The 13,667-nt window shown below is 57.9% G+C and carries 10 protein-coding genes, 1 tRNA gene and 1 pseudogene; 8 read left to right on the plus strand and 4 right to left on the minus strand.

Features of this window, described 5'->3' with window-relative positions; translation table 11 throughout:
- Positions 1 to 141: 141 nt before the first annotated feature.
- The 3 genes and pseudogenes from hpaR (at position 142) to ACX3YD_RS14010 (ending at position 2,397) form a co-directional block, all read left to right on the plus strand.
- Positions 142 to 564: a homoprotocatechuate degradation operon regulator HpaR gene (hpaR, locus tag ACX3YD_RS14000; RefSeq protein WP_047529638.1), complete on the plus strand. Its 423-nt coding sequence runs from the start codon at positions 142 to 144 to the stop codon at positions 562 to 564.
- A gap of 74 nt (positions 565 to 638) precedes the next feature.
- Positions 639 to 1,905 (plus strand): annotated as a pseudogene (locus ACX3YD_RS14005) (MFS transporter).
- Between the two features lie 48 nt (positions 1,906 to 1,953).
- Positions 1,954 to 2,397 carry a GlcG/HbpS family heme-binding protein gene (locus ACX3YD_RS14010; RefSeq protein WP_458960295.1) on the plus strand — a complete coding sequence of 148 codons (444 nt, stop codon included), beginning with the start codon at positions 1,954 to 1,956 and terminating at the stop codon, positions 2,395 to 2,397.
- Between the two features lie 390 nt (positions 2,398 to 2,787).
- On the opposite strand, the gene ACX3YD_RS14015 is transcribed toward ACX3YD_RS14010, so the two are convergent.
- Together ACX3YD_RS14015 and ACX3YD_RS14020 are read right to left on the minus strand one after the other, a co-directional pair.
- A complete protein-coding gene (locus ACX3YD_RS14015) occupies positions 2,788 to 4,875 on the minus strand; it encodes a TonB-dependent receptor (RefSeq protein WP_458960296.1) in 2,088 nt (695 codons plus the stop codon).
- Positions 4,876 to 4,987: 112 nt separating this feature from the next.
- Positions 4,988 to 5,377, minus strand: coding sequence for a DUF2946 family protein (locus ACX3YD_RS14020; protein WP_047529603.1), 390 nt, complete (start codon positions 5,375 to 5,377; stop codon positions 4,988 to 4,990).
- Between the two features lie 853 nt (positions 5,378 to 6,230).
- Between ACX3YD_RS14020 and adhP the strand changes: the two genes are divergently transcribed.
- From adhP to ACX3YD_RS14045, 5 genes are all read left to right on the plus strand, one after another.
- On the plus strand, positions 6,231 to 7,241 hold the full coding sequence (adhP, locus tag ACX3YD_RS14025) for an alcohol dehydrogenase AdhP (protein WP_103404692.1): 1,011 nt from the start codon (positions 6,231 to 6,233) through the stop codon (positions 7,239 to 7,241).
- Positions 7,242 to 7,652: 411 nt separating this feature from the next.
- Positions 7,653 to 7,726, plus strand: a tRNA-Cys gene (locus tag ACX3YD_RS14030).
- 882 nt (positions 7,727 to 8,608) lie between these two features.
- Positions 8,609 to 9,688, plus strand: coding sequence for a GGDEF domain-containing protein (locus tag ACX3YD_RS14035; protein ID WP_458960297.1), 1,080 nt, complete (start codon positions 8,609 to 8,611; stop codon positions 9,686 to 9,688).
- A 465-nt stretch (positions 9,689 to 10,153) separates the two neighbouring features.
- Entirely contained in the window at positions 10,154 to 10,609 is a 456-nt protein-coding gene (locus ACX3YD_RS14040; protein ID WP_458960298.1) for a hypothetical protein, read from the plus strand.
- A gap of 827 nt (positions 10,610 to 11,436) precedes the next feature.
- The gene (locus tag ACX3YD_RS14045) at positions 11,437 to 11,997 is read left to right on the plus strand and encodes a nitroreductase family protein (protein WP_458960299.1); all 561 of its coding nucleotides are present in this window, start codon (positions 11,437 to 11,439) and stop codon (positions 11,995 to 11,997) included.
- A 28-nt stretch (positions 11,998 to 12,025) separates the two neighbouring features.
- On the opposite strand, the gene ACX3YD_RS14050 is transcribed toward ACX3YD_RS14045, so the two are convergent.
- Both ACX3YD_RS14050 and ACX3YD_RS14055 read right to left on the minus strand, forming a co-directional pair.
- Positions 12,026 to 12,991 (minus strand): ribose-phosphate diphosphokinase, encoded by a 966-nt coding sequence (locus ACX3YD_RS14050; protein ID WP_458960300.1) that lies wholly within the window; start codon positions 12,989 to 12,991, stop codon positions 12,026 to 12,028.
- Positions 12,992 to 13,033: 42 nt separating this feature from the next.
- Positions 13,034 to 13,600, minus strand: coding sequence for a bifunctional pyr operon transcriptional regulator/uracil phosphoribosyltransferase PyrR (locus ACX3YD_RS14055; RefSeq protein ID WP_103404667.1), 567 nt, complete (start codon positions 13,598 to 13,600; stop codon positions 13,034 to 13,036).
- Between the last annotated feature and the right edge of the window lie 67 nt (positions 13,601 to 13,667).

Consider the following 13,667-nt stretch of genomic DNA (forward strand, 5'->3'; position numbering starts at 1 on the left):
ACAGGCGCTGCCGCTGGGCGAGGTCCACTGGGGGCACGTTGTGAAAACGGTAACAAGCGATTAAACGAGTGTTGGTCCGCAGCTTGCCCCCGTTGGCTGGCGACACTAAGCTGCCGACTCGTCCATTCAAGTAGTTTCGTCATGGCCAACCCCAGACCTTCTTTGACATTGACCTTATTGCAAGCGCGTGAAGCCGCAATGGCCTTCTTCCGGCCTGCACTCAACAAACATGACCTGACTGAACAACAGTGGCGGATCATTCGGATACTGCGCCAGCAGGGTGAACTTGAAAGCCACCAACTTGCCGATCAGGCCTGCATTCTGAAACCGAGCATGACGGGGGTTTTGAGTCGCCTGGAACGTGATGGCCTGGTGCGTCGACACAAGTCAAGCCAGGATCAGCGTCGGGTTCTTGTGGCGCTCACCGAGCGCGGCCAGCAATGCTTTGTCTCCATGAGCGAAGGCATGGAAAGCAACTACCTCAAGATTGAGGAGCAGTTTGGTGCGGAAAAAATGGAGCAGCTAGTGGCGTTGCTCAATGACCTGAAAAATATCAAGCCTTGACGGCGGACTGATCACGCGAAGGGTGATAATAAATTAACATGTGAACATTATTTGCCGCTGACGGAATCTCTGTCGTGAATGACTTCCAAGCACCTGCGTCGTCTCGTTGGCCGTACTCCATTCGGGCTCTGCGCCATCGCAACTTTCGCCTTTACTTCATTGGCCATGCGATTTCCACGCTGGGCACCTGGATACAGATGGTGGCGCTGTCCTGGCTTGTCTACCGTCTTACAGGCTCCGCAGCCCTTCTGGGTATCACGACCTGCGCCAGTTTATTGCCGCAGTTGCTGGTCGGCCCGATCGCCGGTGCATGGATTGATCGACATGATAAACGTCGACTGCTGTTGTTCACTCAGACGCTGCTGGGTATCCAGGCACTGCTATTGGCACTGCTGACCTACAGTGGCCATATTGGCGCCAACCTGATTGTCATCATGTCATTCGCACTGGGTGTGCTGAACGCCGTGGACACGCCGCTGCGCCAATCGCTGCTGAGCCGGTTTGTCGACAATGTCGAAGACCTGCCGAATGCCCTGGCGTTGAATGCCACTCTATTCACTTGTTCTCGTTTTGTCGGTCCGCCGCTGGCCGGGTTACTGATCGGTATGGTCGACGAGGCGGGTTGTTTTGCATTGAATGCACTGTCTTACGCTGCACTCATCTTCGGCCTGCTGGCCGTTCGCATGAGCGCGGGCGTGCGTGCCAACGGCACCATGGGCAACATCTTTCGCGAAGGCCTGGCCTACGCCCTTCAAACGCCGTCGGTGCGCGGCCTGATCCTGGGCGTATTGGTCGTAAACGTTAGCGCTTCCAGCTACGCCGTATTATTGCCGGTGTTCGCTCGCGATATCTTTTCCGGTGATGCCAGGACGCTGGGCTGGCTTTGGGGGGGCCGCGGGATTCGGCTCACTGCTTTCGACGCTACTGCTCGCCGGTCGCCAATCCGCCGAGCAACTGCAGCGTTTGATTATCCTCACAGCCGTATTCAGTGCTATCGCCTTGTTGGTGTTTGCGGCCAGCACCCACCTGGCGTTGTCGTTGGTTGCAATGGCCGTATTGGGTTTCGGCGTAACGATCAACAATGTCGGCACCAACATCCTGCTGCAAAGCCAGGCGCCGGAAGTGTTGCGTGGTCGGGTGGTGTCGATCTACACCTCGACACGCTTTGGCTTCGACGCGATTGGAGGCCTGATCGCCGGCCAGTTGGCCGCAAGGTTTGGTGGCCCCTGGGCAATGCAAATAGCCGGCACCTTCCTGTTGATTTACTGTGCGTGGCAATTGATTTCGCAGCGCATAACCGCTCGGCAGAGCGCTCAGGCAAATGAGAAGGCGACACGCTGATCGGATAGGCACAAACCTCAACGTATGCCCAAGAGACAAGGCCACAGCATGAACGAACTTGTACGACAGCAATCCACCATCACCCTGAGACTGGCCATGCAGGCGCTGCAATCGGCTTTGGACAAGGCCGAAGAAGAGCAAGTACGCATCAGCATTGTGGTCGTCGATGCTGGCGGGCAACCGATTCACAGCGCGCATATGGACATGGCGCCCAGGCAATCGCGGGATATCGCGCTGAACAAAGCGCTAACTGCCGCAGGGTTTGGCATTTCCACCAAGGCTTGGCAGGAGCGTCTGGAAAAATGCTCGGAAGGCGTCCGTCAGGGGTTACCGCTGCAGCGCAACATGGCGATGTTCGGTGGGGGAGAGCCCTTTTTGCTTGATGGACAGGTGATTGGTGCCATTGGTGTTTCCGGCGCCTCCGAAACCATCGATGAGTGTTGTGCCTGCGCCGCCGTTGAACAGGTCCGAGCACTGCTGATTTCATCCTGAGGCCCGCCTGGATCTGTCACTTGAGATTGGCTGCTTTACGTGCGAAAGGCTTGTGCCATTTTTGGTGATCTTTTGAGGTGTCCGAACGAACCGCACGTCGCTACAAAAGGCGTGTTTGTTGTTTTTGCGAAAGTCGGCGATGGTTTTGAAGTCGAATTTGAGCCGATTGAACAGCCACATCACTTCGAGGTTACGCCCCTGGTGTTTCGGGGCGCTGGTCTCGATAGCCCGGTCTGACCCGGAACCTCCCGCTTCAATTGGCCGCCGAGTCGGATGCCCAGCCAGGGCGCTGGATTGAGCTGTGGCGGGAGCGTTACCTTCGCTGTTCAAGTTTCGCTCCCCCACCCTCGGACCCAGGCCGTAAACATTGAGCCCAAGCGACTCGTCAACTCAGAAGTCCAAAGTCACCCCGGTATACAGCGCTCGCCCGTCACCCGGCGAGTGCAGCGAGGCCTTGGCGCCGTCGGGGTCATACCAGACGTATTCATAGTAGCGGTTGGTCAGGTTTTTCAATTGCAGGTTGACACTGACGGACTCGGTCACCTGGTAGGTGGCGCCGAGGTTCATCAAGACGTAGCCGCCGTAGGTCCCCTTGGTGTTCTCGCGCTCCAGGTAGTAGTTGGTCTGGCCATTCATCCAGGCCGTCAATTGCAGGGCAGGCGTGGCCTGGTAGCTGACACCGGCGTTGTACAGGTGATGAGGAATATGGTCGATTTCCTGGCCTTTGCTGTTGGGCAAGGTCGAGCTTGGCTGGAGGATTTTCGAATACTGCCAGGAGTAGGCCATCCAGAGGTCGGTGCGCTCGTTCGGGTGCAGGTTCATCTGTGCGTCATAGCCCCAGCGCCGCGTTTCGCCCACGTTATCCGACTCGCCACTGGGGTCGTTGAGTCGACGACTGACTTCGCCACTGGCCTCTTGTTGCCAATAGGCCACGCGGCCGTCGATCCAGTCCGCCGGGGTGAACTTGATGCCGGTTTCCCAGCCATCGTTGATGGACGGGGCCAGGTCGGTGTTGCGCGGTGGAATCTTGTAGGCCGCTGCGCCTGTGCCCACCTGGAAGGTGCGCCCCCAGTTGGCATAGAGGCTGGCCACGTCCCACGGTGAATACACCACGCTGAGCTTGGGTTGTTTGATCAGCCCGTAGTCATTGATGTCGTAGTTCATGCCGGTCATTTCGTTGGAGAAATCACCCTGGATCTTGTCGACGCGATACGCCGGGACGATCTTGAGCGACTCGAACGGCTTGATCTCGGCCTGCACGTAGGCGCCGTAGGTGTCGAAGTCGAATGGCTGATCACGGGTTTGTGCCAGGCGCGTACGCTCCCTGGTGCGGTAGCGCTCGCTCTTGTTCTGTTGCTGCTGCATGTCCGCGCCGCCCTCCAGGGCGAAGTCATGCAGCCAGCTGACCTCAGGACGCCAGGTCAGGGAGGTGAGGGCGCCGTATTGGGTTTCGTAGGTGTCGCGCTCCTGTTGGGCGCTGGTGCTCCAGTATTGTGTCCAGCGCCGATCGTCGAAGGTGTTGACGTAGGTTTTTGCCGACCAGGCCAGTGAGTCGGCCAGTTCGGTGTCGAAGTGCACGCTGACCTGGTTCATCCGCCGCGTGCCTTTGTCGGTGGCGTTGTAACTGTTGGTCATGGTCGGGTGTTGGTGAGCATCCTCTTCACTCAAGTAACCGGGTTCCTGCGCCTCGGTTTCGTAGTGACGGGCGATCAGGCCGATGCGGTAACTATTGTCGTCCGGGGTGTAGAACCATTTGCCGGACATCGAATACCTGTCGGCCTCGGCGTGATCGCGATAACCGTCGGACTTCTGGTAGGCGAAGAAGTAGTTTTGCGTCCAGTTGCTGCCTTCGATGCCCTTGGCCAGTTGAGTTTCCTGGGTGTTGTAACTGCCGTAGCGAATTCGTGCCTTGGTGTAGTCACCGCCAGTGCGGGTCAGCATATTGACGTTGCCGGCGATGTTATTCAGCCCATAGCGCGCATCGCTGGTGCCGCGTACCACCTCGATGCTGTCCAGTTCCATGGGGAAAATCATGTCCATGTACGGCATGTTGCCGTCGTTACTGTTGCTCGGGATGCCATCGATCAGCAGCTTCACCGCGTTGACCTCGCCTTCACCGTTGAACCCGCGAAAGGAGATCTTGCCGGAAGTGGTGCCCTGGTTGAATTCGGTGAGCATCACTCCGGGGGCGCGACTGAACAGTTCCCAGCTGTAGGTGACCGGCATTTTTTCCAGAATGTCGGCGCCAAGGATATCCACCGAGCTGAGCACGCTGCTGGTACTCAGAGGGCCGCTGCTGCCGGTGGCACCCTGGACCGTCACGGTGCCCAGGGTCAGGGTCGAGTCTTCGACCTTGGGGGTTTCCGCGAGGGCGCAAGGCAACGGTGCCAAGGCGAACAGACCGCACGTCAGCAGCGAGCATTTGAAAGGAGACACGGGCACAGCCTTTGCGCGAAGCAAAGTCGAAAAAGCAGGCATAACTCAGATTTCCTGATGACCAAGAGCTTTCCCGGGGAGCACATTGGTGTGCACAACGCCCAGGCAATAGAAAACCACGCCGAACAGGTGACGGCGGGCAAAGGGTCGGTAATCAGGCGGTGGGGGAGGCGCGAGGTGTCAGGCTTGGCCAGCGTACCCTGGGATGCAGGGTGGGCAGTGGCGGGTTATCGAAGGCGATATCGGCGCTGTAGCGCGGTAAATAATGGCGATAGTAATCGCCTGGCACAGCCGCTAGGCCTGCATGCCCACAGCAACAATCGCCATGTTGCATGACGCTTTTGTTCGGGGGCGTCGGCAGCGGGACCAGTCGTTTATCGAATGAAGCCGGCAGCGCCTGGGAGCTGCCGCCCGAGCAAAAGCCTCCCCAGAGCATCAACTGCAGATCTGGCGTTTGCATTGCGCGGCTCATGGGCATGGCCAGCATGTTCAGGAGCAGAGCCAGGCAGGCGATCCAGGGGCTTATGCGCTTGAGTGAGAACATCGACGAGTCCAGCGGCGGGGCGGTATTCGATTGCAACGGGCAACGTTCAATGGGGCGCTATCTTGCCTGATTTTTTCGCGCTCCGTGACCGGAAGTTGCGGTCATCCACAAGGCAGGCATGGGACACGTTGACGCAGTTTGACGCGGCGTGGGGGCAATCTCCAGGTACTGGCTCGGAGGGTGAGGGCATCCGTCTGGACGAAAGTATTGGGTGTGCAAGCTGTCGCAGTTTCGGCAGTGGAGCTCAGAGGGATGCCGCCAGTGGCAGTCGCTGGTTTCGCCGCGCGTCAGTTTCTCGATCTTCCGAGCTGGCGACGCTTTTGTTTTTCCAGGAAAAACATCACCTCAAGCTTCAGGCCATCGGGCCCTTGCCATAATCCGGATAACGTAAAACACCCTTGAGCGTTCCAGATCACTGACACGAATGGCCAAGTGATCGATCCCGATGACGTTCACCATGTCAGGTCTCCTCGATTTTGATTTCCAGGGACAAAGGGCTGCGTTGGCACTCAGAACGGTGCGTCGAGATCGACCACGACAATCCCAGAACCGTTTCGACTGATGGACCAGACCGTCGCTGAGTGCATGCGCCGGGGTTGACGATGCTCTGCCGAGCAGCCTCGCCAGTTGATCTTTGTCATAGAAAGGCGAAGAAGAGGCGTCCTTGCGCGGATTACCTGACTAATAGGCATCCCCCTTTGCTGAGACTTGTGCCATAAGATCGGGAGCATCGGCGACCCGATGGCGGGCATTGCGCCAGACTTCGGAACGCTTGAAGAATTGTGCTGTACGGCTCTGGCACTTGTTGGACCTGCTGTAACGCAAGCTCACTCACGGATACAAGGAGATAAGCATGAAAGCTGCAGTTGTTGCCCAAGGGCAGCGCGTGAACGTGACTGAAAAAACCTTACGGCCTCTGAAGCATGGTGAGGCGCGCCTCAAAATGCAGTGCTGCGGCGTCTGCCACACTGACCTGCATGTCAAGAACGGCGATTTCGGTGATAAAACCGGGGTGATCCTGGGTCATGAAGGCATCGGTATCGTGCAAGAGGTCGGGCCGGGCGTCACCTCGCTGAAACCCGGTGATCGGGCCAGCGTCGCGTGGTTCTTCCAAGGGTGCGGGCATTGTGAGTACTGCAACAGCGGAAACGAGACACTCTGCCGTGAGGTAAAAAACTCCGGTTACACCGTGGATGGCGCCATGGCCGAAGAGTGCATTGTCGTCGCCGATTACTCCGTGAAAGTGCCTGATGGGCTTGATTCTGCTGCAGCGAGCAGCGTGACCTGTGCCGGAGTGACGACTTACAAAGCCGTGAAGGTCTCCAACATTCGTCCTGGGCAATGGATCGCGATCTACGGGCTGGGCGGCTTGGGGAATCTGGCGTTGCAGTATGCAAAAAATGTGTTCAACGCCAGAGTCATTGCCGTGGACATCAATGACGATCAACTGCAATTCGCCAAGGAAATGGGCGCCGACCTGGTCATCAACTCACGCAACGAGGATGCCGCAAAAGTTATTCAGGAGAAGGTCGGCGGCGCTCACGCCGCTGTCGTGACGGCCGTCGCCAAGGTCGCGTTCAACTCTGCGGTGGATGCCCTGCGTGCCGGTGGACGCCTGGTCGCAGTCGGGCTTCCGCCTGAAGCCATGAGCCTCGATATTCCGCGGTTGGTGCTTGACGGCATTGAGGTGGTTGGCTCGCTGGTCGGCACTCGACAAGACCTCGCTGAAGCCTTCGAGTTTGCCGCGCAAGGCAAGGTGGTGCCGAAGGTAACGTTGCGTCCGATCGAAGATATCAATGAGATTTTCGACGAAATGCAGCAGGGCAAAATCAAAGGCCGCATGGTCATTGATTTGAGTCATTAACAGGCCATTGGGGGGGGGGCGGGAGCACAGTGTCCAACGCTGCTGGGCGAAGGGACCTGGTGCCGATCACTTGCCGGCTCGCGCCATGTTCCACTCGCGTGATCGAATTATGCGATCCCCCTGACCTTGTCTGAACGCTGTCATTTTCCGGCCTTGTCTTGAACTATCAGAGGCGAGTGCACCGTGGCGAAAGGGGCTTGACCTCAATGAGTAATGAAACCAGGCCCCAGAATTTTTTTTGAAATCAAGGGGTTGCCAGCCTCAAGAAATGAGTACATAATTCACGCCATCGAAAGCACTGACTGCTGAAAAAGCTCAATGTTTTCAATGAGATAGAGCAAGTTTGAATCTGTCATATCTCATCAAGTTTGTACGCGTTTGTTGTTGTGCTACTCACAACAAATGTTTTGAGGCCGAGTAGCAAAATGGTTATGCAGCGGATTGCAAATCCGCCTACGCCGGTTCGATTCCGACCTCGGCCTCCACTATTGAAAGCCCCGCAGATTAACGTCTGCGGGGTTTTTTATTGGGCTAAATAAAGTGAAGCGTTCGTCTATTTCAAGGATGAAGAAAGCCCAGCCCCGCGCTGGGCTTTCTATCATCCAGATCAGTGAGCGAGCCCAGGTCGCTCCACACAATGCAGGCATACATCATTGCGTACGACTTTTCCGCCGATCTGGTGAAGGACGACAGAGATATCTTCAATCTCAAGATGCGTACCCGGAGTTCCCCGATAGTCATCTGTGTCAAGGTCGAGGTGCACACCAATCTTCAGGTGGGGCAGCGGGCCATCTGACTCGATGCTTGCGACCTGGCGGTCGTCGCCAAGGATAAAAAGGTACGTGTGCTTCAAAAGAGTCGCCTTATCTGTAAGGGGTAGGGTTGCCGAATTGGAGGGCAGGCATGCACCCCCAAGCGTGTCAGCAACCCATTGATTGATGCTTTTGCGTGACCGCTTGCACCTTAATAGCGATGGTGGCGTGCAGCTCAGATTCAAGTCAGCGGATTGTGCATTGACAGGTCGTTGTTCGAGCACGCCCTCAACAGTGCCGAGGTAGCCCGTAGTCTAATTTCGGAGCTGTTCTAAAGGATGCCTGTTGGCTTCGTCAAAGCCCAGCGCGAGTGACTTATACCCTAACGGTACATAGTTTTGTCAGCAGGGACGGAAGATCTAACAGGTGTCGGCTTTCAAGCATCCCAGGTTCTGCACGAAATCCTTGGAAACCGCCGTCACCGCACAATGAGGTGCAAATCGCCGTATCGCACAGATACTAAAGTAGGGGCAGGCGGTTACTGCCCCCGTTTTCAGTTACGCTAGCAGCCTACTAGATGAACGACTCGCAACACCTTTGCAAGCAAGGCTGCCGATGTACAAGACGATTGAGAATGAAGTAACGAAACAGGCAACACCCAAAGCCCTCCAATACGAGTTTTATCAATACGACGTCGAGCGTCTGCATAACTTCAGTGGGCTGATTTATATCGGAGGTATCGGCATTTGGGTGTTGTTCGACTTGATTATTGGTTTTATAGGCGATCAACGTCATTACGCGCTTTCGCTGCTGCTCGTCGTGCTACTGCTCATCACCGTCGGTGTACAGCGGGTCGCCCGTAAAGCCCGCCACTTCCACCTGCTAAACCTCGTGTATGTGCTCATGATCTGCCTGGGCATCCGCTTGGGTATCGAGGGCTTGCCGGCCCACCTGCACCCGACCTGGCTGATCCTCTCGGCCTCCAGCATTCTCTATAGTGCCTCGGTATTACCCTTGAGCCGAGAAGCATTTTTCGGCGTGCTGGGCATCGCCTGGGTTGTGCTCAACCCCTTTATGATGACCACACTCTCTCTGTTCGACTTCAGCGGTACCATGGTTCTGCTGTCCGCCGTATTTATCAGCGCGCTGACCATTTACACCTACCTCAAGCTGCGCCGATCCAAGCTGCACAACTACATCATGGCCAAGCTACTGATAGAGCGCGCCTACATTGACACCCTGACCGAGATCCCCAATCGCCGCGCGTTCATGACACGGGCCAGCAACCACCTGAGCACCCCGCCAGAAAGTGGCGAGTGCTACCTGGCCATGGTCGATGTCGACAACTTCAAAAAAGTCAACGATGTATATGGCCACGACATCGGTGACGAAGTCCTGAAGCGCATCGCCGCCGACATCAAGCACATCATGGCCGATCACGAATATGCCCGCCTTGGCGGAGAAGAGTTTGGGGTCTACCTGTCCGGTGTCACGCAGGCGGATGCCGAGCGCTTGGTCAACACCCTGTGCCAACGGGTGCGCGAAACGTCCACCCACCACCCGGCAACCATCAGCGTGGGCGTAACCCGGATCGAGACCGACACCTTGCATGCCGCGCTAATAAAAGCAGACCACGCGATGTACGAGTCAAAGCTCAGCGGTAAGGACCGCTACACCTTCTTCCAGCCCGACTAAAGGCACCTGAAGTCTTCACCGCCTGGCAGCAGCTTTCGCTTCGGCCGGCAGACATGGCGCCGGGCCCTCATCTGCTGCTGGGCCGAACGGACCGAGTAACGTTGAGCCGGTCGAGGAGCCAGCGCCTTTCTTGGGTCCAAAAAAATGGCCCGCGTGCGGGCGGGCCTAGCTGGGATTCTGCAAAGGAGTACAGGTAAATTGCGCTCCATCCTGTGAGCGCTGCGTGAAAAGGATGTCGCAAAAACAAGAAGCCCAGCCCATCGCAAACCTGAGTTCATGTTTCGAGACCCAGCCGCTACCTGATTCGTACCGTTCGACCTGACGCTGCCGGGCAGACTGGCTCTCAGCCAAATGCTGCCGGGCGTCATCCAGTGGTGCCCCGGCTGTGCGGTGGTTGATCCAGATCAAACGCTATGTGGCAATCGGCGCCATGCTTCTGGCAAAACCTGGGCGAGAGATCCGGTCATGACGAACAATAAATTCCTCAGCGGGGTTCTCGCGGTCCGGCACTGGGGCAGGGGCACCGTACTCAGGTGGCTGCGTCGGCCGGGCACGAAGTCCTGGAAGCGCGAGGCCAGCATCCTGATGTCGATCATGCTGGTACTGACGGTGGGATATCTCACAGCGTTTCGCTACGCCTCCTACACGGTGCAGGATTTAGTGGGTACATGCACCGCGCGTTTCGAGATCGAGCTTGAAGGTGCCGACATCGATCCCCTCGAAGAAGCGCTGCCACGGTCCTTGTGCGAATGCCTGGCGCAATCGCTCCTCGACAAGAACGGTATCGTTCGCCTGGCAATGGTCAATCGGCACTGGTTTGATCCGCAGTCCCTCGAACCGGTGACAGAAGCGGAAGAGGCGTTTTGCATCAATGCCCTGTGGGTGCCAGATTCCGGATTGGCCACGCGCCTGGTCCTCTGAATGAAGTTGTTGAAAGTAGTCTGGTAGCACGCAGGCTGCCCCGATCTCGCGCCAATGGAGCTTCATCCCCCATGCAAGGCCACCGAAGGGCAGGCCGCCGAAACCGGACTTGAAGAGACAACAGCAGGTGAATGGCAATTGCCGCGTGGCGTGATCGCCCAGGCGCCAAGCTTCAGGAAACCGCGGCGCCAGGTTTGATCGAGGCAGGGTCAGAGACCATCGCGCCCGGTGTTATTCGTCACGTCTCCAAGTGGCGCTCAAGCCATACTCGTTATCGCCATACCGGTAGTCAGAGTCGCCTTTGTACGCGGCTTCCAGCGCATGGCCGATGCGATGGACAAGATGGATGCCGGTGGTGGTGACGATCAGGTCATCCCCTGAGTCAGTCAGGTTGATGATGCGCTACAGGGCATGCTCGGCTCTTTCCTTTTTCTCGGTGTGCTCGATCAGGTTGACGATTTCAGTGCGATGGTTGAGCAAGAAGCTGCCCGAAAGCTTCATCACTGGTTGCACGTCGTGGATGACCGTGTTTTCAGGGCTTTTCCCGGTCCTTGGTAAACCGAGTCGCGCTGTTGTGCAATGACGGCGTGACCATTTGCACCGACATTGCCCCTCTCGCGAGCGCGAGCCGGGCGTATCCAGTGTGCAGTGAGCCCATCGCGTCCTTCTGATGCAGATCAAACGCCTACGACGTCGTGTCGCACCGCCGCAGGTGAGACTTCAGACGAAACGAAAGGCTGGTTCGGCGTCGATTTGATCTAAATCAACAGCGGGTGCCGGTGGCTGGCCGACTTTATGGAACGCCCCCCATTTTGTGGTACGCATTCATGAACATTGACCAGGCTATTTCCGGACGGCGCTCGACGCGCGAGTACACGACTGAAGCCGTGGATGAAAAAAACATCCGTCGTTTGATCAGCGCCGCTATCCAGGCGCCCAGTGCGGTGAACCAGCAGCCATGGACGTTCACGGTGATCCGCGACCAGGAACTGCTGGACCGGATCTCCCGTGAAGCCAAGGCCTACATGCTCGCGACAATGCCGGCAGGCCCGCACTCCGGGCACTTCCATGGGTTGCTGACTGACGAAAACTTTCAGATTTTCTACCACGCGCCAGCACTCATCCTCATTTCAGGCAATGTGCCGGGACAGTGGATTGTCGAAGACTGCTCACTGGCGGCCGAGAACCTGATGCTTGCCGCGTACGCAGAAGGGCTGGGTAGCTGCTGGATTGGTTTCGCCCAGAGTTTTTTCAATACGCCGCAGGGCAAGAAGACCCTCGGCCTGCCGGCCGAGTGGGCGCCAGTGGCACCGATCATCGTCGGCTATCCGGAGACCACCCCGGTGCCCGTTACGCACAAGGAGCCGGTGATTCGCTGGATGGGTTGATCGTCACGCCCAAACCCGATGCACCTGCCTAAACGCTATCAAAAGCGCCATTTTCAGCGAGCAAGGTGGCGATCAGGGCGGTGCTGTCGACGACATGCACATGCTGCTTCACACAGTCGGCGGACAGGCGAAACGGCGGTACGCCGTCAGCAATCGCAATGTGCTCGAACAATGGCGGGTCAAACAGCTGCTCGCCATTGGTGAACAAACCATGGGTGGCGGCGGCGAAGATCCGCGCCGCTCCATCTCTTTGGCAGGCAAGGCCGGCACGTTTCAGCGTTTCCCCGGTGCTGATCAGGTCGTCGAACACAATGGCGGTCTTGCCCGCGACGTCGCCGACCAGCAGGGTGCCCGTCAATGTCATGTGAACTCGGTGTTTCTCCATCAGCGCACTGCCCACCGGACGCCCCAGTTGTCGTTCCAGGGCCTGGCGAAACTGCTCGGCGCGCTTGGCGCCGCCGGAGTCCGGGGACACCGCCACCACATCGGCGTCGCCGACGTGCCCGGCGAAATGCCGGGCGAACAATTCCGCGCAGTGCACGTTCCGCGCGGGAATGCGAAAGGCATTGTCGAACGCCGCCGGGTTATGCACCTCCAGCGCCATCAGGCGATCGATGCCGCAGGCTTCAATCAGGGTCGCCACGTAGCGCGTGATCGTTGGGTCCTGTGGTTGGCTGCGACGATCCTTGCGCCCGTAGCAGAGGTAAGGCGTGACCACCTGAACAGGGCGAGCGCCGGCATCCTTGAGCGCGCCGCAAAAAAACAACAGGCGGCACAGCTTGTCGTTTGCGCTCTGCCGGCCATCCCCATACAGGGAATGGAACACCACGACCTCGCGACCGTTGACCGATTCGAGCGGCCGGCATTTATGCTCGCCGTCTTCGTAGTCGCGCTCCTCATGAAGCGCCAGCGGGCAGCCCAGTCGCTGCGCGACACCGGTTGCGTAGTCCTCACTGCCTTGCAGAGCGAAAAGAAGCGGGCGATGGCTGGGCATGGATTGGCTCCTTTGAGGCACATCGAGCGAACAGTCGCGCCGTCATCGGGCGGCACCATGACGCCAGACTTCAATGCAGAACTCCGTTTCATAGGGCGGGACATTGCATTCGACGATGTCCTGGGCGGCGACTTGCAGATGCACGCCGACAATGTCGGCACGAATCGGCTGCTGGCAGACATGCCGGTCGACCAGAACTGCAGTGTAGACCCGACGGGCACCGAGCTGCGCCAGGTACGCGCAGGTGCGCAGCAGCGAATGGCCTTCGAACAGCACATCATCGACCACCAGTAGGGTGGTATTGGCCAGATCCAGTCCGATAAGCACCGGGTTTTCGGTCAATTCGGTGTGAGCATGCAACACCTTGAGATCGTCGGCATAGCGCTTGACCTTCAACGGGTAGATCGGCAGTTCCGGTTGTCCGGTCAGGCGGGCTAAATGCTGCTGTAAACGCTGTGCCAGAGGCTCGCCGCGACGCTGGATGCCAATCAGTGCCGCTTGGGTGGGCGGCAACAAGGCCGCCGCCTGGTGCGCCATCGCCTGCAGCACGCCATCGAGTTCGTCGCTGTCATACAAACGCAAGTGCGGACTGGCAATGAGGGGCGACATGCACATCTCCTGTCGAGGACCGATTTTTTTAAACTAGTACCGTTCGGTCCGGGCCCTATTGATATTG

The sequence above is a fragment of the Pseudomonas fluorescens group sp. PF-1 genome, assembly GCF_054481335.1.